We start from the raw sequence: 20,713 nt of genomic DNA on the forward strand, positions 1-20,713 counted from the left end.
CTAAAGACTGCTCAGGGGAGGGGAGGCCCGCCGCTGCACCCGGCTGCGGTGAAAACGCCGCCGGGTGCGATAACGTCGGGCGCGTGGAACTGCAGCGGATCCATCACGCCGCGATCATCGCGACGGATTACCGGAAGTCGAAGGCCTTCTACACGCAGGTCCTGGGCCTGGGGATCATCGCGGAGAACTATCGCGCCGAAAGGCGTTCGTACAAGCTCGATCTCGCTCTGCCCGATGGCGGGCAGCTGGAACTGTTCTCGTTTCCCGATCCGCCGGCCCGGCCGTCGCGGCCGGAGGCGGCGGGGCTGCGGCATCTGGCGTTCGTGGTCGCGGATGTGGGGGAGGCGGTGGCGGAGCTCGCCGCGCAGGGGGTGTTCGTAGAGGATGTGCGTGTCGACGAGTACACGGGGAAGCGGTTCGCGTTCTTCGCCGATCCCGACGATCTGCCTCTCGAACTGTACGAAGCGTGAGCAGTGGGACTTGCTCCGCGGGTGAGTGTTCCAATTAGACAATGGCACTATGCGCATCTACGCATGTCTTCGTGCGACCTACCCACACCGAGTCGCTTTACCGAGGTACATCCGGTTTGCGACTCCACAACTGCCTCCTTGGACGAGCGAGATGGCTAATCAGATTCCCCAGTGCCGTTGTCCCGCAAACATTTGCGTGAGGTTTCGGTACGCAGCAGATGCCGCGCGGTTTGTCGTTTCGGGGCTCCCATACGATGGTCCGCATGACCAAAGTGCTCCTGAAGACCTCCGCCGGGGACATCACCCTGGAACTCGACGAGGCCAAGGCGCCGAAGACCGTCGCGAACTTCGTCGACTACGTCAAGGCGGGCCACTACTCGGACACCGTGTTCCACCGTGTGATCCAGGGCTTCATGATCCAGGGCGGCGGTATGACCGCGGACATGGGTCAGAAGCCTGCCCCGAATCGTGTCGAGAACGAGGCCGCCAACGGCCTCAAGAACGACAAGTACACCGTTGCCATGGCTCGCACCAGCGATCCGCATTCGGCGAGCGCGCAGTTCTTCGTGAACACCAGCAACAACGGCTTCCTGAACTACCCGGGCCAGGACGGCTGGGGCTACACCGTTTTCGGCAAGGTCGTGGACGGTACCGCTGTGGTTGATGCGATCGATGGTGTGCGTACCGGCTCCAAGGCCGGGCATCAGGACGTGCCGGTGGATGCGGTGACGATCCTGTCGGCCGAACTGGTCTGACACCTTCCGTTTCGAACGAAAACGCGCCGGGCTCGTGTACACGAGCCCGGCGCGTTGCTGTATCGGTGTGTGGCGCAGCCTGTTGCGAGGCTCCGGGTGTCTGTCGGCGGGACCGGCGCGTTGTGTGGTTCAGGCGTCCAGGACGCGGGGTTTGCGCTGCACCACGGGTGCCTGCACGGACCAGGGGAAGTTGATCCAGCGGTCGGTGTGTTTCCACACGTATTCGCAGTTCACCCTGGAGCGGGGCTTCTCGTAGATGACCGCGCAGCGTACTTCGGCGACGTGGTCGGAACAGAAGTCGCGCACGAGTTTCAGGGTCGCGCCGGTGTCGGCGACGTCGTCGGCGACCAGGACGGTGGCGCCGGTGAGGTCGACCGCGCTGGGGACGGGCGGGAGCATGACCGGCAGGTCGAGTCGCTGGTCGACGCCGGTGTAGAACTCGACGTTCATGACATGCAGGTTCTTCACGTCGAGGGCGTAGCCGAGGGAGCCGGCGACGAAGAGCCCGCCGCGGGCGATGGACAGGATCAGGTCGGGTTCGAATCCGTCGTCGGCTATCTGCTGTGCCAGTTCTCGTCCGGCGGAGCCGAACAGTTCCCAGCTCAGTTCCTCGCGTTCGCTCATCCCCACTCCTGTTCTCGCGGCTCGATCGACTCCGGCCGATCATACGAGCCGCGATGTGTGGGCTTGCGAATCGTGCGGGCGCGGTTCAGGGCTGGTTGGTGATGGTGTACCAGAGCAGCGCGAGGGTGCCGAGCGCGAACAGCGGTGCGATGATGAGGGTTTCGACCTTGTTGCCGGTGCGGTCGATGAGCGGGACGCGGGTGCGGACCTTGAAGGGCCACAGCAGGCGGCAGCCGCGGTCGGTGAGGCAGTCGCCGAGTAGGTGCGCGAGTGAGCCGAGTCCGACGGCGAAGGGCAGCCAGGCGGGTTTGTCGCTGATCCAGTGGTCGATGGCGAAGGTGCCGCAGGCGGCGAGCACGATGTCGGTGATCCAGGCGCGGGGTCCGTCGCCGGTGCCGCCGAGGTTGAGGGCTTTGACGGCGAGGGCGAGCAGGAAGAACACCAGGGCGAGGGTGAACCAGCGGCCGAGCCAGTGTTCTCCGGCCCAGGTGCCGTAGGTGACGAGGGCGACGAAGGCGAAGGAGTGGGTGCCGTGTCGGTGCCCGCCGGAGATCGTGGAGATGAATTTGCACGCGTAGTGCGAAACCGGGCCCAGTACATGGGAAATGGTGCCCGAGGGGTGGTCGGCGTCGGGTAACAGGGCCGCGCCGGCGGTCAGGAAGGTTCCCATGATGAGGTCCACCGCGCGGATTTCCCCGGATTGCATTGCCGGGTAGGTCAATACGGTGAGCGGTAACGCGGCGGCGGCTCCGGACCAGGCGAGCGCGCCGCTGGTGGCGTGTGAATATCCAAGCACCGGTGGAAGGTTAGCTCATGCAACCGGTTGCTCGTTCACGGTTCGGGGTGCGCCGAGGTGTGTTGAGGCCCAATCGAGTCCGTGGCCACAGTGGTGAAAAGGGCTGGTGCCATATCGGTTTCGGTGGTATGGGGTGAGTGGGCCGGTTCCGAGGTCCGCTGGACGGTGTACGAATCCGGTGCAATAGTCTCGGGTCGAATGCGCTTTCCGCTCAGAGAGGAACGGACATGCCGGTTGCGTCCGCGGTGAAGGATCAGATCCAGCAGATCGGCGGGGGATTCATGTTCTCCCGGGAGGTGAAGGCGTTCTCCGCGCTGGTGGGCGTGCCGGGTTTCCTGCCCTCGTACACGCGCGGGCGTGCGGGTGTGCTGGGTGATGTGGATGCCGATGTGGTGAGCGCGGCGTTCGGTTTCTTCCGTCCCGAGGGTGTGCGGGCCGCGTGGGAGTCCACCTCCTCGACTCCGGCGGCCAAGGGCGCGCAGGGTTATCTGCAGGCGTGCGAGGATTTCGGCCGCCGCAAGCTCGCGGGTTTCGCCGAGGTCGAACGTCTTTCGGAGCTGCTGCAGATCGTGGTGTCCACCGCTGATCCGTACGGTGTGCCGTTGTTCGCGGGCTGGCGGGCGCTGGCGCAGGCTCAGGACGCGCCCGCGCGGGTGCTGCATCAGATTCAGACCTTGCGCGAGTTGCGGGGCGGGCTGCATCTGATGGCGGTGCTGGCCAGTGGTCTGACCCCTGTGCAGGCGGTGCTGATCGCCGGTTCGCCGTTGATGCCGGGTGCGGATCAGGCGCGCAATTTCGGGTGGCCGGAGCCTTTCCAGGAGATCACCCCGGAGTTGAAGGGCCGGTGGATGCAGGCGGAGGCGCTGACCGATGAGCTGGCTGCTCCGGCGTTCGCCGCGCTGAGTCCCGAGCAGGCGATCGAGCTGCCGGCGCTGTTGAGTGCCGCGCACGCACAGGTTTTCGGTCCGGCACGCTAGCGCACGGGGTGTTGCGGGGGTTCATCCGACCGGCACACCCGGCCGGATGAACCCGCGCTGGTTCTAGTTGGGCACCGTGCGGGTGGCGCGCATGAGCGTGAAGTCCATGGCCAGGGGCTGGATGTCGCGCAGGTGCAGTCCGGCGGTGCGCAGCAGGTCGTCGAAGTGGCTCAGGGTGCGTTCGCGCCCGCCCACGTTGCACAGCATGTGTATGTCCCAGGCGGGGGCCAGTGACGGTGAATCATCGTGGGGGAGCAGGCGTTCGATGATGTAGAGGGTGGCCTCCTGTGACATGGCGGCCGCGCAGTTGCGCAGTACGGCGTGGCACGCGGTGTCGTCCCAGTCGTGCAGGACGCGTGAGAGGAAATAGGTGTCCGCGCCCTCGGGTATCTCGACGGTGAAGTCGCCGGGCACCAGGTCGCAGCGGGTCAGGCAGCCCGATCGTTCGAGTGCGGCGCGTGCGGTGCGCAGGGTGGTCGCGCGTTCGAAAAGGATGCCGCGCAGGTGCGGTACGGCGTCGAGCAGTCCGGACAGCAGGGCGCCGTTGCCGCCGCCGATGTCCAGGACCGTGTGGGTGTGGGTGAAGTCGACGAGTCCGGCGATCTGGCCGAAGATGGTCGCGCTGGCGGCCATGGCGGCGTCGAAGAGTTCGGCGCGGTCGGGTTCGGCGGTGAAGTATTCGAAGTGGTGTCGCCCGAAGTGGGCGTCGAACGCGGTTTCTCCGGTGCGCAGGGTGTGTTCGAGGTTGCCGAAGGATTCGTAGAAGTAGCCGCCGTACAGGTTCGCCAGCGGGTGCAGGCTCTGGTCGGCGGCGGCGGGCAGGAGTTCGCCGAGTTCGGTGAGTGCGTAGCCATCGCCGTCGGGGGTGACGATGCCGAGTTCGCGCAGGTAGCGCAGCAGTCGGTGCAGTGCTTCGGGGTCGGTGCCGGTGCCGGCGGCCAGGTCGGTGACGGGCATTCCGGGTTCGCTCCAGAGCCGGTCGGCGACTCCGAGGGTGGCGGTGACCGCCAGTGCCTGGGTGGCCCAGGCTCCGGTCATCAGGCGCAGCAGTCGGGTGGGTGCGTCGTTGGTGTCGCGCATGTGGGTGTCCAGGAGTCTGGGATGTGTTCCGGGACAGCGGATTTCGAATCTCTGGTGCGGGTTTCTGGCGGGGCTGCGGAAGTACAGGACGGTGACGTCCTCGTGCGGGTTGTAACCGCCGCCGTCGCTGCGCAGGCGGCCGTGTCCGATCAGCAGGGACCGTAATCCGGCGAGGGTGACCTCGTCGGTGGTCGAGGCGTCCAGGCCCAGGTGGCGTTCGTGTCCGGCGGCTTCCTCGGTCGCGGCGATGGCGGTGGTGTCGATGTCGGGTGCGGGTAGCAGGGTGAAGATCTCGACGGTGCAGGGTGTGCCGTCCGCGGCGGTGACCGGTGCGTGCACGATCCACACGTCGGGTTGCCCGGCGGGCAGGTGGTGGCGGGCGGCGAGGCGCTGTCGCACCACGACGCTGGGCACGGGCGCGCGGCCGGTGAGTCCGCGCGCGTGCAGGGCGGTGGCGAGTTCGCTCATGTCCTCGGGGCAGATCAGCAGGGCCGTGTGTGACAGGCGGCAGTGCTGGGCGAGGGTGTCGCGTTCGGTGGTGGTGAGTTCCGGTACCACGGTGGCCAGCGCGCTGGCGGTGTCGTTGCCGGTCAAGAAGGTCACTGCCGCATCGAGTCGGGCCAGTTCGCTCGGCCGTATTCCGGGTGCGGCGAAACGCAGTGCGGGCGAGGGGGGCACTGCACGAGTCACACATTCCTCCTGAGGGGTGTCAGATTCCGACGTAGTTCTGCGCGAAGAAGTCTTGGTGCACGCGCGAGGTGGCGAGGTTGTGCAGGCGGGCGCGCTGCATGGTCCCGAGGTAGGGGGCGTCGGGGTGCGTGGCGGCGGGGGGATGCAGGAGCTCGATCATCCATTGGGAGAATTCGTGGGCGCGGTGGATGCGGGGCAGGTGCTCCTGGGAGTACCGCCGCAGCGCCGAGTCGTCTCCCTCGCGTACCGCGTGAAGGAGTGCGCGGGCCAGGAGTTGGGCTCCGACGATGGCGAGGTTGGCGCCTTTGGCGGCGGAGGGGCTGATGGAGGTGGCGGCGTCGCCGACCAGGAACAGGCGTCCCGATCCGATGGGGTCCACGATTTCCGAGCGCAGTCGCACGAGTGCGCGTTCGATGATCGGGCCGGTGGGAAGTGGTGGGCTGCCGGGGGTTTGGAGGCGGGTGCGCAGGTGGGTCCAGATCTGATCCTCGGCGAGGGCGTCCGGATCGGTGTCGGGGTCGCATTGCAGGTAGTAGCGGGTGATCTCGGCGGTGCGGGGCATGTGTCCGGCGAAGCCGTCCGCGTGTACGCCGTAGATGACCGAGGCGCTCGCGGGTGGGGCCTGTGCGAGCAGGGCGAGCCAGGTCACGCCGTGGTCGGTGGTGGTGACGGTGCCGGCCAGGGCGGTGCGGGAGACTCCGCGGGATCCGTCGCAGCCGGCGGCGTAGGAGCCGGTGAATCGCAGTGCTCGTGCGGTGTGGTCGCGGGCGTGCACGTGGATGTGCTCGCCGGTGTGGTCGATGTGTTCGACGGTGGTGTCGAAACGCAGTGTGCCTCCGCGTGCGCGGTATTGGGTGATGAGGTCGCTCACGAGGTGTTGTTGTGGGTAGACGGTGTGCGGGCGGCCGCTGCCGAGTCGGCTGTAGTGCAGTTCGATGCGTCCGGCGGCGCTGCGGAATTCGCAGCGGTCGTGTTCGTGGCCGTGGGTGTCGAGGCCGTCGGCGAGGCCGTGCTCGCGCAGGATCGCGACGCTGTCGGGTGCGAGGTAGCCTGCGCGGGCACTGTTTCGGACTTGGGTTTCGCTGCGGCGTTCGAGGACGACGCTGTCCACACCGTGGGATTGCAGAATGTTAGCTAAGGTCAGGCCTGCGGGACCGGCTCCCAGTACAACCACCGCAGAAGTCGGGTAGCTCTCGTTCGAACGCACGGCGGTAATTTAGACCACGGTGTACCGAGTGCCCGGTTGCCGACTCGCGTGGCGGGAAACAGACCCATGGGTACGTGTCTGGGCGGCCCAGTGAGGATCGGTTCGATCCGAAAGTGGTCCCTATTGCCCGATTTCCGGGCGAGTCGCCCACCTCCTCAGCGGCACAGGAATTCCAGGGCCACCCGCTCGAACGCCTCCTTCGCCTCGTACATCACCCAGTGCCCGCACTGCGGAAACACGTGCAATTCGGCCCGGGGAACGAGCCGCTGCGCGATCAACGCCATGTCGAGTGGGCACTGGCGATCGTTCGCGCCCCAGGCCAGCAGCGTCGGGCAGGTGAGCGTGGGCAGCCTCGACCAATAGGGCCGCGCGCCCGATATCGCGCGCTGCCGCTGTGCGATCGCCTCGGACCCGTACATGGCCTCGATGCTCGCGCGGGCTGCGGGGGTTGCGGCGCTCGCCCAGCGCTCCTCGATCAACTCCCGAGTCAGCAACGCCGGGTCGTGGATCATGCATTCGAGCCAGTGCACCAGGTGCTCGCGGGTGGGATCGTCGGCGAACCGCCGCAGCAATCGGGTGCCCTCGCTGGGATCGGGACTCAGCAGCGACGCCCCGATGCCCCCGACCGCCACGAGCCTGCGGACCCGTTCGGGCCGGGCCATCGCGACCTGGGACGCGACCACCGCGCCCAGGGAATTGCCGATCACGCAGGCCGATTCCAGGTCCAGGGCGTCCATGAGACGCCCGACCGAATCGACGGCGGCCGTCACGGGGTTGCCCGGGACCGGATCGCTGATGCCGAAACCGGGGAATTCCAGTGCGTAACAGTGGAATCGGTCGGCGAAGACGCCGAGGTTGGCGCGGTAGTTGCGCCAGCCGCTGACGCCGATGCCCGAGCCGTGCAGCAGGAGCAGGGGCGGTCCGTCTCCGGCCTCGTGATAGCGCAGTACGCCGGTGCCGGAGTGCAATTCTCGTTGTGTGCCTTGGTATGTCACGTCCACCGATCCGACGGTAGAACGTGTGTCACAATTTGTCGATATATCGAAGACAAGTTTCTCGATAATCAGGTCGGCGGCGCGACCCCCACCCTTACGCCTAGGCTCGTGGGCGCCGAGCACGGAACACCGTGGTGGAACAAGGGATTCGAGGTAGACAGGCAATGTCGGAGCCGGGCGTGCTGCGGGTGGCGCAGCTCAATATCGGGTCACTGCTCGAACCGCATTGGGAGCAACGCCGACGGGAAATCCTGGCCTGGCTCGCCCGCCTGGACCCGGACCTGGTGTGCCTGCAGGAGGTGTGGGAGAACACCACCGAACCCGGCAGCAATACCGCCGGGTGGCTGGCGGACAACGCACCCCAGGGCCGCTGGCACTGGTGCTTCGGCGGCTTCCCGCTGCCCGAGGACGCCTGGGCGGACCGCAACCTGAACTTCGGGTCGGCGATCCTGAGCCGCTGGCCCATCGAACGCCACGACGTGATCGCCCTGCCCTCGGACCCCGCGCCGACCGACCCGCATCCCTCGTACCGCATGCAGGCCGAACTGCTCTACGCGCACACCGCCGGAATCGACGCCTTCAGCACCCACCTCGCGCCCCCGCCCGCCCAGGCGTACCAGCGCGTACAGCAGGTGCTGGCCATCGACGAGGCCATCCGCGCCCGCCACCCCGCAGCAGCGGCGCTGCCACCGATCCTGTGCGGTGACTTCAACGCCAAACCGCTCTCGGACGAGATCCGATTCCTCAACGCCAACGCCGTCATCGAAGGCCGCAGCACCAACTACATCGACGCCTGGGAAGCGATCCGCCCCGGCGAACCCGGCTACACCTTCGACCCGATCACCAACCCGCAGGCGCGCACCCTCAACGTCGTGCGCCAGCGCATCGACTACGTGATGGTCGGCGACGCGTTCCTGCGCCCCCAGGGGGCAGGACGCATCCTGCGCGCCGACCTGGCCTTCCACGATTCCCTCACCGGCCCCCTGGCCAGCGATCACTACGGCCTGGTCGTGGACGTGCGCTGGCCACAGAAACCCGAAGCGCCACAGGGTTGACCTCGTCGGGGCAGCCGCGACGTGCTGCCCCGAGGTTTCACCTCCCCGAGCCCGCCGGAGTGTCGGTCGTGACGGGTTGTGATTCGTGTGGCATCACTGCGGAGCGGCAAACCCGCCTCGCTGCCCTTCGCCGCAATGCGGCCCCGGACGTCGACGATCACGACGTCGACGATCGCTCGGGCACGATCGACGGTATTTCGCTCACGACAGCGTCGCGGTCGTGCGTGCCCGATGGCGACGCGACGACGCAACTCGGGGCGGCGGCGCGATCCCGCCACCGCAGGCGATGGCGAAGGCGGACGGCGGTCGAAAACCGCTGGGCGGCACTGCGTTAGGATCCGGAAACCAGATCACGACGAAGGCGGCGCAATGGCAGGCGCGACTCGGGTATCCCGGCTGCGGGCACTGATCGATCATCCCCGCACGGGTGCGGCCGAACGCGCCGCCGCACAGCGCATGCTCGCCCGACTCACCCCCGCACCGGTCCCGGCCGGTGACCGCACCTACGGGGCGCGGCACGACCTGCCCGGGCGGCACGCGAGCGTGTCGCGCATCGCCGAGATGATCCGCGAGGACCTCACCCTGGCCCGACTCCGCACCCCCGCCGGGCACCAGGACGACCTCGCCGCCCCCGACCCGATCCGCGATGCCCCCGCCGCGATCTCGTACACCGTGGACACCCTGTACGACACCGGCATCGTGCTCACCGTGCACGGCGTCCCCGCTGCCTGGGGCAGCAGCGACGACTACGGCACCGCCTCCCCGGCGCTGAACGCCCTCATCACGTGCCTCGAAGCCCTCGCAAACGCCTACAACCGCGACGGCAGCGACATCGAGAAGCGCTACTTCACCACCGTCCGAGTGGACCGCTCTGCTCTCTGAGTGTTCGCGCGAGAGTGATCGTGTCGCCGCGAACCGTGTCCGAACCTCGGCGAGGCAGTGTCAGTGGCCGTTGGCGGCGCGGGCTCGGTGGGTCAATTCGACTGTGGCGGCGCGCAATTCGGCGGGGGAGTCGATCGGGGAGGCGTAGCCGACGCGGGTCACCGCCACTCCGCGCGGGGTGGTGACACGCAGGTCCAGGCCGTAGCGGTCCGCGCGTTCGCAGCCCGCGGTCGTCGCGTCGGGGAACCCGCCGAAGGCGCGTGCCATGTCCAGCAGGGCGTCGGCGTGATCCTTGTTGAGGTGCGTGACCGCGTGCGAGGCATGGGACACGATCGGGTCCGCGGCCGCGGCGGCGTAGTCCTGCGCCGAGGCCGAATCCATGCGCCCGTAACCGCCGACCCATCGCACCCGCTGCACGCGCAGCACCCACAGCGTGAAATCGCTGTAGTCGATGTAGTGCACCGCGGCCGGGACCGCCGCGATGTGGGCGGCCCGGGCCGCGTCGGCCTCCGCCCCGACCGGCCGCTGCACCACGCCCGCGAGGGTGACCCGGGCCCCGGCGAGAGGATCGGCGGGCGCGTCCGGCGCCACGATCGCCACACTCGCGCGCGGATCGGCCAGCAGGTTGCGCCCGTGCTCGGCCATGCGTGACACGCACAGCACCGGCTGACCCTCGAGCAGCCCGTAGGTCACGAACGACGCCCACGGATCACCCTCCCCGGTCAAGCTCGCCAGCGTGGCCGTATTGGTCGCGGCCGCAACGGTTCTGGCCTCCTCGGCCGCGGACGGGCGGACGGGATTCTCCACCGCGGTCAAGGGTGCGGGCACCGAGGGCGCGTCGCCGGGATCGCCATGATCGAGGGTCATGCCCCGAACAGTACGCGGCGCACCCCAGCGGCGGCGATCGCAGCGCACCCACCCCGATCGCAGTCGTTTTGTCCCCGCATGTCGGTTATGGCACAGTCGATTCGCGTGAACGACGCCGCGCAGGGGAGAGGCTCGGGAATGTCATCGGGTTCGTGCTCGACATTCACGCAAAAGTCCACGCTGGCCGGGAGCTCCGGGCAGACCTACGAGATCACCGGCGAACCGGGCGATCCGCACGCACCCCACCGCTATCCGTGCCGGGACGCACACGGACGCGACCGCGTCTACGCCCGCTACAGCCAGCCCCTCGGCGACCCGGAAATCCTCGGATGGGTCACCCAGACAGTGCGATTCGGGCGCGAGACCATCCTGCCTGCCGAACAGGGCGCACCCGGGTCGGCCGCGAACTCGATCAACTGGCCGATCGACCTGATCCTGCACGAGAACGCGCTGGCGGGCGTCATCACACCGGTCATCCCCGCGACCTACCTGCACCCGGACGGGGAACGGCGCACCCTCGATCAGCTCTACACCCCGGCACCCGGAGCGCCCGAGGTCGGCACCCGCGTCGCGGTGCTCATCCGGATCTGCGAGATCTTCACCATGCTCGACGAGTGGGCGGTGGTGCACGGAGACATCTGCGGGCAGTCGCTGCTGTGGCACAGCGAACCACCCGGCGCCTACCTGCTGGACGGGCAGAGCCTGCGGCCCGCGCACGCCGTCGTCGCCCCGGGACCCGGCGCCGACGGCTGGCGTGACCCGCGCGCGGTCAGCGGCGCGATCATCGCCCCCGACCGCTACAGCGACCGATACGCCCTCGCCGTGCTCGCGCACCGAGTCCTGCTGCGCGAAGACATCCCGGTCATCGACGCCGACGGCCCCCGCACACCCCCCGCGCTCCCGATGTACCTGCCCGCCACCGTGCGGGCCCTGTTCGAACGCGCGCTCACCGATCCGTTCGCCACCGACACCCGCCCCACGCCCGCGCAATGGCTCGACACCCTGTGCACCGCGTTCCTGTCCACCGACGGCACCGACTTCCGGCACGACGCGCTGGACCGACTCGACTGGTACACGAGCCGATTCGGCACGCGGAACCTCCAGAGCCGGAGAACCGGCGCCCCACGCGCCTCGACGCGGGAACCGGCCCGCCGCACCACCGCTCGACACCCGGTCCCCGCGCTAGGGCACTCCACGGGCACGACACCCTCAACCACCGCACCGGCCCCGGCGCAGCCATCCGCGCCACACCCCAGCGATCCCGCAGGCTCCTCGATGCCCGCGCCCGGCACGCTCGCAGGTCTTGCGCAGGGGAGAACCGCGTCCCTGCTGCCGGGGAACGCCCAGCCGCTCACCGCTTCCCCGCCTACCCATCATGTGGCCCGCATCGCGGGAATCGTCGCCATCGTCGCGGTACTGGTCGCGGGCATCACCCTGCTGGTGTTCCACTCCCGCGACTCCGGCACCGACGCCGCACCCGTCCCGAATCCGGACGGCACGACCTCCGCCCACTCCGGGCCCGCGCAACCGGCGATCGACTGGTCCGCGCTGAACACCGCCGCGACGGACCGCACCCCCTTCACCGCCGACGCCCTGCTGCCGCATTCGTTCCAGGACGCCAAGAACGTCGAATACACCCTGCGCGCTGGGGGAGTGCAGGACTGCCTCACCGGCACCATGTCCGAGAACGTGAAAACGATCCTGGACACCTACCGCTGCACCAACATGGTCTCGGGTTCCTACATCGACCGCAGCGACCAGATCCTGGTCTCGGTCGACGTGTACGCGTTCCCGGCCTCCGCCACGGCCGCATCCTTCTACGAATCGATGAAGGGCCAACCCCAGGACTGGCCGATCTGGTGCCCGAAAGACGGTGCGGGCGCCTCGGTCTGCGACACCTACACCGGATACGCCACCCGCAGCGCCGCGGGCTCCACCAGCTACCGGTACGTGTACAAGAGCACCGCGCTCTACATCAACCTGACCCGCGACACCTCCATCACCGAATGGCTCGACGCCGCCGCGCGCGCCGCCGCCGACAAGGCCGGACCACAGAACTACTGGCCACGCTGAGAACCACAGGCCACGCTCAGGCACGCACCGCGACCGAACCCCGCAACCGCGCCACCACATACCCCGCACTCGCCAGGAACAGCAGCAGATAGCAGCCCGAATAGAACGGCACCGCGATCTGCGCCCACCAGCCCGGCAGCTCATCACGCGGCAGCATGAACAACCCGATCCCGATCGGATGCGGCGCGTCCTCGATCGGCCCTCGGTCGGGATAGTTCCACCACCAGCAGAAACTCACCAGGAACACCACCACCGGAGTGCACCACCGATACCGTGCGGTGCCGGTGAGCGCGTGATGCAGCGCCAGCACGAACAACGGCACGAACCACACCCAGTGATGCCCCCACGAGAACGGTGACGCGCACGCCGAACTCATCCCCGCGATCGTGATCGACAACAGCAGCTGATTCGCCCGATACGCCAGCACCGCCGCGTACAGCCCGAACACCACCATCGGCAGCGCCACCCCCAGCCACAACCACGCCGGAGCCACATACACCGTGGCCGAAGGACCGTGCACGGCAAAGGAATCCACGTCGTAGAACCGCAGCAGCTGCGCCAGGAACCCGTTCACCGACTGATTCGCCGGAGAATCGACCGGCCCCACCCGCGCCGAGGCACTGAACTGCCTGCTCCAGTAATGCCCCGAATCGGTGGGATGGACCAGGAACCCGATCGCCGCGGTGCCCGCGAACGCACCCGCCGCGACCCCCAACGCCCGCCACTGGCGCGTGCACGCCAGATACGCCAGGAAGAACGCGGGCGTCAGCTTGATCCCCGCCGCGATCCCCACCCCGATCCCGCGCGTGCGGGCCGTGCGCGGGCGCGTGAGATCCCACACGACCGCCAGCACCAGGAAGATGTTGATCTGCCCCAGCCAGATCGTGGAGCGCACCGGCTCGAACGCCGAGCACACCACCGCCAACGCCACCGCGAACACCCACATGCGCCGGTTCGCGCGATAGTTCAACGCGCGCAGGCTCACCGCGACCAACGCGATCAACGCCGCCATGATCGCCACCCACCACAGCGTCTTGGCCACCACCGGCACCGCGAAGGTGAACACCACGAATAGAATCGCCGCGAACGGGGTGTAGGTGAACTCCATATCGAAGAACACCGGCTCCGCGTACAGGCTCGCGCCGTACCGGATCGCCTCCCCACCGGCGGTGTACACGTACTGATCGACATCGTTGCAGAACAAGCCGTAATACGGATTGCCGATCGGAATCGCGAACACGTGCCATCCGAGCACCGCCAGCGCTGCCAGCACCGCCACCTTGACCATGCCGGTCGAAATATCGTGCCGCCCACCATGATCGGTGGTGATCGGAGCGAGCCGGGCACGTCCTGCGGTCGTCGTCATCGCTGTGGATCCTCGCCTGTGGTCGGTGTGCGGGTGCCGGTCACTTCGGCGCGGAATCGGGGACGACGAGCCCGCAGCGCGCGAGCTCGTAGGCGGGAATGCGATCGATGCGGGTCGCGGCGAACCCGAACGACTGCAGAAGGTTGTGCCGGAACCGATCGAAGGTCAGCGGCGCCCGCGAGGACGCCAGCAGATCCTGGGTCGCGGGACACCTCAGCGCCAGGCGCGCGCGATCCACCCACACCTCGTCGATGTGCGCGGCCATCCACGGATGCCGATCCACCACCCCCGCATCGACGATCACCCAACTCGCGTCGAGGTTCTTGTCGTGCCCGATGCGCCCGTTCGTGAGCCGATCGGTGTGTGCGGCCAGGGGATAGGCCAGCCCCACCGGATCCACCACCCGCACCGACAGCGGCACGTTCATACTCGTCATACCCAAATTCAGGAACAGCACCGTATGGCCCGCACCGCCCTCGGGCACCGGTTGCGGGGGCGGGGTCACATACCAGTACGTCTGATCGGGAAGATTCACCAGCAGACCACCATTGGGGGTCTCGGCGATATCGCGCAGCATCGGGCGCATGCGCGGATAGTCCAGATAGTCCTCCGCGCGGATGGGGTGATCGTGACCCGAACCCAGCACGTAGTAGATGCGCTCGTCGACGATCCCGTTCGCGCGAATATCGGTGCCCGCGGTGATGGCCGTGGTGCGTGCGGCCACCACCGCCCACACCGCGACACCCAGCACCGCCGCGATCACCACCACCAGCGCACGCGGCATCCCCGCGACTCGCGCGCGATCGGGCAGGCGCACCGGCAGCACCATCACCGGCAGCAGCACACAGAACAACTGCGGCAGCAACATTCGACCGTGCATGAAATCGCCGCCCACACGCAACTCGTACCCGATCAGCACCACCCCGGCCCCGACCATCACCGTGACCACCGCCGCACCGGAACGCAACGAACCCCGATCGAGCCGCCACCTCGCACCCGCGGCAACGACCCGATCGGGCCGCTCGCGCACCAGCACCGCCGCCGCGATCACCAGCAGCAGCAACGGCAACCACAACCGGTACGGCACCGCCAGATCCTGCAGATACAGCCAGCCCTGGGACCATTTCGCGCCACCGGCATCCTTGGCGACCGCGGTATTGGGGTAGGGGAGACCGTAATAACCCATCCGCCACACCTGATACCCCACCGGCACCAGCCCCGCCGCGCTCAACGTCGCGGCCCGGAACACCCAGGGCCGCCACCGCGTGTGCGGGACCGGCGCGCACACCAGCAGCAGCACCACCAGCCCGCCCACCACCGTGAGCTCCGGGCGCACCAGCGGCGCCGACCCGGCCCAGACCATCAGGGCGCCGTACCCGCCCGCCCGCACCCGCTCCGCGCGCGCCCACCGCACCAGCCCCCACCACAGCACCGCCAGCCAGCAGATCACCAGGCCGTTCTCCAACCCGGAGGTGGCATAGTCCGCCGCCGGCGGCAACCCGATGTAGACCAGCGCGCCCGCCGGGACCAGCAATCCCGAGGACGAACCACCCCACAGCCGCGCCGACCCCGCCATCGCGATCACGATCGCGGCCACCGACAAACTCAGCGCCGCACCGAGCGCGACATACTCGAGTCGCGCCTGGGTCAGCCAGCTGAGGAACCACACCACATACGTCCAGGCGGCGCTGGTATTGGTCTCCACGCGCTCGCCCGGATTGAAGACCGGGCCGTTACCGGCCAGCAGATTGCGCACCGTGCGCAACACGATCAACCCGTCGTCGGAAATCCAGCGGCGCTGCCACGCACTCCCGGCGAAAATCGCCGCCGTCACCGTGATCCCGCCCAGCAGTACAAGCCGCGACACACGCCCATGTCGTGGTGCGTGAGCCTCTCGCGGCGGCGGCTCGAGCGCGATCGCCGGGGGCGCTAGCCTGTCGTCTCGGTCGAATTGCTCCGTCACGGGAGGTGAGACCGACAACGACACCTGAACCCTCCGATCACTCCGAGACGACACCCCGCCGCCGGACCACCGCCGGAGGGGACACACGAAAAGCGGTAGAGCATGTGGTCGATCACGCCCGTACGGGCGGTTGGAGAAGGGCCGCGACCGGGGGACGAACGCACCGGACCGGTCGGCCGACAATCAAGATAGCGCCTGTGACGTCGAAGGGCTGCCATCGGCATGCGAGTGTTCGCCACGCACCCAACCCAATTCGCGTAATCCGGCGAAAAAGGTCAAAGCTCCCAAGGGTTTCCGTTGTGCGGGTGCCCACAGATCACCGCCCGGGCTGTGCGAACGAACAACCGGCGGCCCCGCACACCACCTCACCGAACACGCACCATCATCGACGCATGAGCACCGACCCCACGCACACCGGCCCGGACCACCCGGCCCGATGTCCCGCGCTCTCGTGCTCAGCGCGCTGATCCTGGCACCCGCACACATCCGACGAGCGGATACGACCCGGGGGAGTACCTGCGCAAAGTGGCACGTCCTGCCTCGAATTCACCTATCCTGCGGCCGGATCCCGCTTCCTCTCGACCCCAGGACACCCCATGAGCGAACACGCACCGCCGAACCCGGACCTGCACACCGCGGCCCAGGCCCTGATCGGCGGACCCGGCGCCACGCCACGCCCCGGCCGCGATCCCGTCAACCAGCCGATGATCAACAGCTGGCTCGAAGCACTCGGCGACGCCAACCCCATCCACACCGACCACACCGCGGCCCGGAACGCCGGACACCACACCGTGGTCGCACCCCCGGCCATGACCCAGGCATGGACCATGCCCACCCTCGGAGCCGAACGCGACGACGACCACCCCACGGTGAAACTGTTCGAACTCCTGGACAGCGCCGGCTACACCTCACTACTGGCCACCGACTGCGACACCGTCTACCACCGCTACACGGCTGTGGGAGAACACCTGTCGCTGCACGCCGAGCTCGCCGCCTGCGACGGACCCAAGAAGACAGCACTGGGCGAAGGATGGTTCTGCACCGTGCGCAGCACCTGGAAGGTCGGGGACGAAATCGTCGCCGACATGAATTTCCGCATGCTCAAATTCCGCCCCGCACACCGCACCGCTCCCGCCGACCACGCACCCGGCGCACCCCGCACACCGATGACCGGCGAGAACTCCCGATACGGCGGCGCACCGACCCGGCTCGTGCCCGAACACCCGCCCCGGGCCGCCGTCGGAGACCGACTGCCCGAGTTGGTGATCGACGCGACCCCCACATTCATCGTGGCCGCGGCACTGGCGACCCGCGACTTCCAGCCGGTCCACCACGACCGCGACACCGCCCGCGCCCGCGGCTCACAGGACATCTTCGCCAACATCCTCACCGACACCGGACTGGTGCAGCGATTCGTCACCGACTGGGCCGGCCAACGCGCACAGATCACCTCGCTCGCGCTGCGCCTGGGCGCACCCTGGTATGCCTACGACACGCTCCGGCTCGCGGGGGAGGTGCGCGCGGTGCACGGGCAACGGGTGTCGATCGCGGTCACCGGCACCTGCGCACTCGGCAAACACATCATCGCCACGGTGGAGGTAGTCATGGACAGGACGGCGGGGACGGACGCCGCGTGAACGGGATCGGTCCGGTCATGCCCCGGCCACCAATCCGACCACGATCAGCAGCAGAATCAGCACCGCGATCAGTACCGGAATCGACGCGATGACGAGCCCGATCACACCGGCCGGGCGATGCGTCAACGGCTTACCCGGCGACATCGGCGGCCGCGGACTTCCCGGAATCGGCGCGGGCAACGCGAGAAGCTGTTTACGAGTGGAAAGGTTGCCCAACAACACGAACGGGGTGATCAGAACCGACAGCAGACCCCACCAACCCAGCAGCAGGGTCTCCTCGGTCATCTTCCGGAAGGTCGCGATCCCGCAATCGCGGCAGTACGGGCCGGGCGAGCGCAGAAATTGCATGATGATGAGCAGCCCGCGATGACCGCGGATATCGACCTGCAACGCGGGAGTGGCGCCGCAATACCGGCAGTAGACCCCGTTCGCCGTCGACATCGGCGGTTGAGCGGGTACCTGCATCGGCTGTCCGGCACCGCCCATCGCAGGCCCCCCGGTGAAACTCGTACTCATCACGCCCCCCGAATAGTGTTCGTCGTTCGATTCGATCTCGATGCCCTCAGGCATCGGCGCACACTAACCCGTTGCCCAGGGTGGGGACAAATCGTTTCCGGCGGCCATGGCGGACAAGGGAAGAGGGCGATGTTCGATCTTTGCACCGGGTGCACGAATCCGCGTAACTTGACATAATGTTGATTATCGGTACTTTTACGACCGTGCTGGAAGCGGCGGGAATGCTTGTGTGACATGCGGTTTCGGTGCTCGCGTGACAGTTCGCGGCGTCGGGTCCGATTCCCCGGCTGTCAACTTATCCGTCTGCCGGTTCGCGTGCATCGCGTGCTCTGAATGTGAAAATCGCTGCCGGAATTATATTTCCGGGCAATCCCGTATTGGTCGGAAAATTTCCTGATTCGGCCTAATCGGGTCGATCGCGGCTGTTTCGCGTTCGGCGGAGTCCGGGTGGGTTTCTCCATACCTCTCCCCTGTGGCTCGTTTCCCCGGGTCAATATGTCACAGTGACGTATTGACCTGGGGTGGGTGGATGGTCCACCGCCGCATGCGAATCCGCCCACGGGGCGATCGCGGGGCACGCCCGGGCGATATCCACCGATTGTGGTGTCGGTCGTGATGGGCTGTGGTTCATGTGCCATTACTGCGGTTGCCGTGACATGCCACTGATCAAGGAATTCATCGCCGAACACGAAGCGGTGTACAACCTTTCCGGTGATATCCGCCGAGCGCTCGAGCAATTCGATATCGACACCGCACGCGCTCAGGTCGCCGACATCCAGCAGCAGCTGCACGCACACTGGGCCGGTGAGGAGCAGGGATTGTTCACCGTCATGCGCGAGGACCCCGAATGCGCCGACTATATCGACGCGCTCGAGGCCGAACATCGGGATATGACCGCGGTGCTCTCGGGCGCTGATCTGATGACCGCCGAAGGCCGCGAACAGGTTCTGGCGTCGCTGGCGAGTCTGTGGCCGCACATCGAGAAGGAAGAGGACGGTCTGTTTCCGATGTCGCTGACCACGCTCTCGGGTGAGCAGTGGACCGCGGCGATCGATGCGTGGGAACGCGTGCACGGCCGGCCGGTGCGGCGCTGAGCGCAGGTGTCGGTCGACTCCCCCGGCGCCGGGCCGGGGTTGCCGGGCGGCGTCGAGTTCGACACGGGAACGCCACGATTGCCCGGTAAACACCGTTATATCGTCACTGTGACGGAACAATGTGAGGGTGGGAAGCGTCATCGGCGGGTCGGGTGAGCGCTACGGGGTCGATGAGACCTCGCTCGCCGTGGTCGAGGGGGTCGGCGGGCTGTATCGGTGCTGGGACGCTCGCGGGCGCGAACGGGTCTATATCCGATACGAGCAACGAATCGTGGATGGGCGCTGGGTGCGCGCGGCCGCACTGCACGGACGCGCGGTGGTGTGGGCTGCGGAGCAGTCCGGCGGCGTGGGGGTCGAGGGGGCGGTGCAGTGGCCGCTGGACACGATGTCGGTGGGCAACGCGGTGGCCGGGGTGATCATGCCGGTGGTGCCCGCCCGGTTCCGCACCCCGGACGGGCGCGGACGCACCCTCCAATCCCTGTGTGCGCCACAGCGGGACGCGGCGCTGCGGGTCGCAGTGCTGATCCGGGTGTGCGACATCTTCGCGATGCTGGACTCGGACGGATTCGTCTACGGGGAACCGACACCGGGCAGCATCGTGTGGTGCGCGGACCCGGTGGATGCGTATCTGCTCGGCGGTGACCGGTTGCGCCCGCCTCGGGGTGCGGAGTGTGATCGCCTCGGCGTGGCCGTGCTGGTGTTCCGGGGATTGTTTCCCCGATATCGCACGAGCGCGGACGTCTTGCGGGAGTGGAGCGAACCGGGTTGTCTGCCCGTGGGATTGGCGCCGGGGCTGCGGGTGCTGTTCGAGCGAGCGAGCTCGGGAGCCGAGACGCCCGAGCCCACGGAATGGCGCAGTGCGCTGATGTCGACGTTCTTGTCCCCCGATGGCAGCGCGTTCCTGAGGGGGCCTTTGCGGCTACTGGATCAGCACGCGGAGTTCTTCCGCGACACCGTGATCGGGCTCGGTGTCGCGTCGCGCCGGGCAGCCGATGCACCCGCGCCGCACCAAGCCTTGGAGCCGGGATCGTCGGTCGGGCGGGTCGCCGCGACCGCGGGCGTGGTGATGGCGTTACTGGCCGGTGCGATCGGAATCGGCATGGGCACGGCGGTGCTGAGCAACAGATCCGCGCAGCGCTCAAGCGATGCCCGGGCCCCGGTATCGGTGTTTCTCGGTACCGAGGCCGCGATCACGCCCGAGCCGGTGCGGACCGCGTCGGTGACCGGTGGCGCGAGCGATGCCGTCGATGCGCTGCCGGGCTCCTCGGATCCGTATGCGGCGGTGGTGCAGGCGTATGTCGCGGCGAGCAACCGGCGCGATTTCCCGATGGCCTGGGAGCTGGGCGGGCGCGCGATCGAGGGCGGTGACTGGGATCGTTTCGTGCGCCGGTTCGATGGGCTCGATCGTGAGGTGGTGACCGTGTTCCCCACCGGCGGTCCGACGGTCTCGATCCATCTGGACACGTATCGGTCCGACGGCAGTGTGCTGCGCTTCGACGGCTTCGCCGTGGTGTCGGGTTCGGCGATCGTGGCCTGGAGCATCCACCGGGTATCGTGACCCTACTCCCCCATGAACGTGCCTCTCCCCCAGCATTATTCGTCACTGTGACGTCGGCGGGGTGGGGCGATGCCGGGCCTGCCGCTCGAGTCGGCGAAACGCCCGATT

At 67.9% G+C, this 20,713-nt stretch carries 18 protein-coding genes; 9 read left to right on the forward strand and 9 right to left on the reverse strand.

What is annotated here, in order from left to right; genetic code table 11:
* The first annotated feature begins 83 nt into the window (after positions 1 to 83).
* Both gloA2 and NJ1_RS02430 read left to right on the forward strand, forming a co-directional pair.
* Positions 84 to 470 (forward strand): SMU1112c/YaeR family gloxylase I-like metalloprotein, encoded by a 387-nt coding sequence (gene gloA2 / locus NJ1_RS02425; RefSeq protein ID WP_067686671.1) that lies wholly within the window; start codon positions 84 to 86, stop codon positions 468 to 470.
* A gap of 263 nt (positions 471 to 733) precedes the next feature.
* Positions 734 to 1,225, forward strand: coding sequence for a peptidylprolyl isomerase (locus tag NJ1_RS02430; protein ID WP_067686674.1), 492 nt, complete (start codon positions 734 to 736; stop codon positions 1,223 to 1,225).
* A 129-nt stretch (positions 1,226 to 1,354) separates the two neighbouring features.
* On the opposite strand, the gene NJ1_RS02435 is transcribed toward NJ1_RS02430, so the two are convergent.
* The gene (locus tag NJ1_RS02435) at positions 1,355 to 1,849 is read right to left on the reverse strand and encodes a phosphoribosyltransferase (protein ID WP_067686677.1); all 495 of its coding nucleotides are present in this window, start codon (positions 1,847 to 1,849) and stop codon (positions 1,355 to 1,357) included.
* Positions 1,850 to 1,934: 85 nt separating this feature from the next.
* Complete coding sequence (locus NJ1_RS02440) at positions 1,935 to 2,645, reverse strand: metal-dependent hydrolase (RefSeq protein WP_067686680.1); 711 nt, start codon at positions 2,643 to 2,645, stop codon at positions 1,935 to 1,937.
* Between the two features lie 227 nt (positions 2,646 to 2,872).
* Here NJ1_RS02440 and NJ1_RS02445 point away from each other — a divergent pair, with 227 nt between their 5' ends.
* On the forward strand, positions 2,873 to 3,622 hold the full coding sequence (locus NJ1_RS02445) for an SCO6745 family protein (RefSeq protein ID WP_067686683.1): 750 nt from the start codon (positions 2,873 to 2,875) through the stop codon (positions 3,620 to 3,622).
* A gap of 63 nt (positions 3,623 to 3,685) precedes the next feature.
* Here NJ1_RS02445 and NJ1_RS02450 read toward each other — a convergent pair whose 3' ends face one another.
* The 3 genes from NJ1_RS02450 to NJ1_RS02460 all read right to left on the reverse strand — a co-directional run bounded on the left by NJ1_RS02450 (position 3,686) and on the right by NJ1_RS02460 (position 7,600).
* Entirely contained in the window at positions 3,686 to 5,392 is a 1,707-nt protein-coding gene (locus tag NJ1_RS02450; RefSeq protein ID WP_245717178.1) for a methyltransferase, read from the reverse strand.
* A 19-nt stretch (positions 5,393 to 5,411) separates the two neighbouring features.
* Positions 5,412 to 6,599 (reverse strand): 4-hydroxybenzoate 3-monooxygenase, encoded by a 1,188-nt coding sequence (locus NJ1_RS02455; protein ID WP_084477652.1) that lies wholly within the window; start codon positions 6,597 to 6,599, stop codon positions 5,412 to 5,414.
* A 155-nt stretch (positions 6,600 to 6,754) separates the two neighbouring features.
* Positions 6,755 to 7,600 carry an alpha/beta fold hydrolase gene (locus NJ1_RS02460; RefSeq protein WP_067686689.1) on the reverse strand — a complete coding sequence of 282 codons (846 nt, stop codon included), beginning with the start codon at positions 7,598 to 7,600 and terminating at the stop codon, positions 6,755 to 6,757.
* A 158-nt stretch (positions 7,601 to 7,758) separates the two neighbouring features.
* Here NJ1_RS02460 and NJ1_RS02465 point away from each other — a divergent pair, with 158 nt between their 5' ends.
* A complete protein-coding gene (locus NJ1_RS02465) occupies positions 7,759 to 8,649 on the forward strand; it encodes an endonuclease/exonuclease/phosphatase family protein (RefSeq protein ID WP_067686692.1) in 891 nt (296 codons plus the stop codon).
* Positions 8,650 to 9,018: 369 nt separating this feature from the next.
* Entirely contained in the window at positions 9,019 to 9,531 is a 513-nt protein-coding gene (locus NJ1_RS02470; RefSeq protein ID WP_067686695.1) for a hypothetical protein, read from the forward strand.
* A gap of 60 nt (positions 9,532 to 9,591) precedes the next feature.
* On the opposite strand, the gene NJ1_RS02475 is transcribed toward NJ1_RS02470, so the two are convergent.
* The gene (locus tag NJ1_RS02475; protein WP_067686697.1) at positions 9,592 to 10,398 is read right to left on the reverse strand and encodes a HugZ family pyridoxamine 5'-phosphate oxidase; all 807 of its coding nucleotides are present in this window, start codon (positions 10,396 to 10,398) and stop codon (positions 9,592 to 9,594) included.
* Positions 10,399 to 10,536: 138 nt separating this feature from the next.
* On the opposite strand from NJ1_RS02475, the gene NJ1_RS02480 reads away from it, so the two are divergent.
* Positions 10,537 to 12,471, forward strand: coding sequence for a hypothetical protein (locus NJ1_RS02480; protein ID WP_157573696.1), 1,935 nt, complete (start codon positions 10,537 to 10,539; stop codon positions 12,469 to 12,471).
* A 16-nt stretch (positions 12,472 to 12,487) separates the two neighbouring features.
* On the opposite strand, the gene NJ1_RS02485 is transcribed toward NJ1_RS02480, so the two are convergent.
* Positions 12,488 to 13,837 carry a glycosyltransferase 87 family protein gene (locus tag NJ1_RS02485; protein ID WP_084477653.1) on the reverse strand — a complete coding sequence of 450 codons (1,350 nt, stop codon included), beginning with the start codon at positions 13,835 to 13,837 and terminating at the stop codon, positions 12,488 to 12,490.
* Between the two features lie 40 nt (positions 13,838 to 13,877).
* Complete coding sequence (locus NJ1_RS02490) at positions 13,878 to 15,704, reverse strand: arabinofuranosyltransferase AftB family protein (protein ID WP_067686702.1); 1,827 nt, start codon at positions 15,702 to 15,704, stop codon at positions 13,878 to 13,880.
* A gap of 692 nt (positions 15,705 to 16,396) precedes the next feature.
* On the opposite strand from NJ1_RS02490, the gene NJ1_RS37750 reads away from it, so the two are divergent.
* On the forward strand, positions 16,397 to 17,437 hold the full coding sequence (locus tag NJ1_RS37750; protein WP_084477654.1) for an FAS1-like dehydratase domain-containing protein: 1,041 nt from the start codon (positions 16,397 to 16,399) through the stop codon (positions 17,435 to 17,437).
* Between the two features lie 15 nt (positions 17,438 to 17,452).
* Here NJ1_RS37750 and NJ1_RS02500 read toward each other — a convergent pair whose 3' ends face one another.
* Positions 17,453 to 18,007 (reverse strand): hypothetical protein, encoded by a 555-nt coding sequence (locus NJ1_RS02500; RefSeq protein ID WP_067686705.1) that lies wholly within the window; start codon positions 18,005 to 18,007, stop codon positions 17,453 to 17,455.
* A 602-nt stretch (positions 18,008 to 18,609) separates the two neighbouring features.
* Here NJ1_RS02500 and NJ1_RS02505 point away from each other — a divergent pair.
* Both NJ1_RS02505 and NJ1_RS02510 read left to right on the forward strand, forming a co-directional pair.
* The gene (locus NJ1_RS02505; RefSeq protein ID WP_218025103.1) at positions 18,610 to 19,047 is read left to right on the forward strand and encodes a hemerythrin domain-containing protein; all 438 of its coding nucleotides are present in this window, start codon (positions 18,610 to 18,612) and stop codon (positions 19,045 to 19,047) included.
* A 127-nt stretch (positions 19,048 to 19,174) separates the two neighbouring features.
* Positions 19,175 to 20,605: a hypothetical protein gene (locus NJ1_RS02510; RefSeq protein WP_067686709.1), complete on the forward strand. Its 1,431-nt coding sequence runs from the start codon at positions 19,175 to 19,177 to the stop codon at positions 20,603 to 20,605.
* Positions 20,606 to 20,713: the final 108 nt, after the last annotated feature.

It is taken from the genome of Nocardia jejuensis NBRC 103114 (assembly GCF_001613145.1).
Lineage (GTDB): Bacteria > Actinomycetota > Actinomycetes > Mycobacteriales > Mycobacteriaceae > Nocardia > Nocardia jejuensis.